Source organism: Cohnella sp. AR92 (assembly GCF_003990975.1).
GTDB lineage: Bacteria > Bacillota > Bacilli > Paenibacillales > Paenibacillaceae > Cohnella.
The window spans coordinates 1-2,097 of record NZ_RZJR01000036.1 but is presented as its reverse complement, the minus strand read 5'-3'; the positions used below and the strand labels follow the sequence as shown (position 1 = coordinate 2,097).

The following is a 2,097-nucleotide window of genomic DNA, read 5'->3' as shown; positions in this document are numbered from 1 at the left end:
CATGCCAGTACTCGCTGAAATCATCGAAGCTGCCTTCAACGTATCCTGCGTTAGTTTAAGCGTCTCCTTCGAACCGCTAGAGAAATCAGATATTACCCGTGCGTAGGTCGCCCCGTATTGAATCGCCGCGCTTCTTGATAAACCAAATGCTGATGCGGTATTGCTTGCCCAACGATTAAACTCCTTAGCGCTTTCGCCCATCGTTCGCTCGAGCTGGCCAAATGCCGCTTCKACCTGCATGGCATTCTTGATTACACTACTAAGTCCCGCTCCAATGCTCAGAGTTGCAAGAGCTGCACCGACACCCTTCAAACTTCTTGAGATGTTGGATTTGAAGTCGGTCAGGTTCTTATTTGCCTTTGCCATCTCCCGGCGCATCCCGCTGAAGTCAGCTCCGGCACGAACCATTAGGTTCTTTACGACTGCCACATATTCACCCGCTCGTTCCGCCGAATGCGGCGTTCAGTTTCTTCACGTTCTCAAGCATCTGTTCCGGTGTCTGTGCCCGTTTCTTGGGCTTGTCCTCTTCAATGAGCTTCTTAAGTTGTGGCATCTTTTTGGCACGACTCAAAGAAGCCGTCAGATACGCCAGGGTAATTCCCTCGCGGTTCTCGGCCTTTGCTCTCTCGTTATAAGCATGAATATAAAGATTCAGTTCATGTGGCGTGATCTCGTTGTATTCCGTAATCGTGACGCCTACTCGGATAGCCGCTTTTAAACTTTCTTGCCAGTCCCACTTACCGCCGCTGGCTTCTCCGCCAGCTCCTGCGAGTTTCCCTCCGGGACCTGCTCTCCGAAGGAACCGAACGATACGTTAAAGGCTTCTGTCATCTTCTCGACGATGTGAGAGAAAGACGGTGCCTGGTCTAGAAGATCCTCCATATCCTCGAGCCTCAGCGACTCGCCGTTCGACTTCGCATCGGACAACAGGCCACAGTAAAGGAATTTCTCGATTTCACCGAGGTCGAGGTTGCTCGTGTCGAGGTCATCGATGTTCATGCCTGTCAGCGCAACCAGTTGCTTCAAGGCTTTATGACCGAATCTAAGCTGCCGCGGACGATCAAGATCGATCATGACCACATCGTTATTTCCATTACTCATGTAAATCCCTCCAAATTTGAATAGACCGGAGGTTATCCCCCGGCCTTGTGATTTGTTCTTGCTTATCTTACGGCGTCGTCGGAAGCTTCAGTGTCGGCTTTCCAGAAACCTTAAGCGTCCCTTCGAAGCTCACGGCGTCCTCCAGTTCAGCGCTTGTCGAAAATCCCGTTACAACCGCGCTAAACTCCCAAGAAGCACCGAGAGAGGCCGGGAATACGATTTTGCAAGATTGCGTAGCGCCGCTTTCGAATGCAGCATAGACGGCTGCTTGTCCATCGTCTTCCGGGTTGAAGAATCCAGAAATGCTTACTTCGCCTGCATCCTTGAATCCGCCGATGAATTGACGGTAACCGCCATCGCTGTCAAGACTCGTTACGTCGATCGTGTCGGCCGATAGCTCGAGTCCACCAATCGAGGACAACTCCGCAACAGGCGTCGTTCCAAAGAGTAGTTGTGTTCCAACCGCGCGTACTGCCAAGGTACATACCCCCTATCAAATATGAATATTGAATGAGATCACACATCGATGAAGCTTTGGAGCGGATTCAAACATCTCAACCGGCTGCTCGTAGGTGATTTCATAAACAAAAGGACCATCGTCTCCGATCATCCTTTGTTCGAGACCAACAAGCAGAGCAACGGCGTCGTTTTCCAAGTCTTTCAGCTCACCGTATGACTTTGCAAAGAGGTTGATTTCTCCCTCAATTGATTTGCTTTCAAGATGGCCGGCAAGAGCCTTGTCTTGGCGGCCAAAACTCGATTGATATTGCGCATATGGCGCTCCCTTCCCCGGTGTGGAGATTGGGTAAACCTTTCCGGAAAGCCCCGGTATCGTTTCGAGCTCGTAGGTTAATGCTTCTTCGAAGTTCATCGCGTTCACCCCCTCAGCGCCTTGTCTACCGCTTTGCCAGCGACGGAAACGATCTTCGATTCAATCGCTCTAACATTATCGGTAAGCGATCGGCGAAGGAAGTGATAACCAGGAACGTATCCACC

4 protein-coding genes are annotated in these 2,097 nt (G+C 50.9%); all 4 read right to left on the bottom strand.

Going from position 1 to position 2,097, the window contains the following annotated elements:
* The coding region (locus tag ELR57_RS27755; RefSeq protein WP_148125573.1) for a hypothetical protein at positions 1–366 on the bottom strand (366 nt) is incomplete at its 3' end.
* Positions 367–714: 348 nt separating this feature from the next.
* Entirely contained in the window at positions 715–1,101 is a 387-nt protein-coding gene (locus tag ELR57_RS27750; protein ID WP_192896629.1) for a hypothetical protein, read from the bottom strand.
* Between the two features lie 67 nt (positions 1,102–1,168).
* Positions 1,169–1,579, bottom strand: a complete 411-nt coding sequence (locus ELR57_RS27745; protein WP_126963090.1) for a phage tail tube protein — start codon at positions 1,577–1,579, stop codon at positions 1,169–1,171.
* A 15-nt stretch (positions 1,580–1,594) separates the two neighbouring features.
* Positions 1,595–1,972 (bottom strand): DUF3168 domain-containing protein, encoded by a 378-nt coding sequence (locus ELR57_RS27740; protein WP_126963089.1) that lies wholly within the window; start codon positions 1,970–1,972, stop codon positions 1,595–1,597.
* Positions 1,973–2,097: the final 125 nt, after the last annotated feature.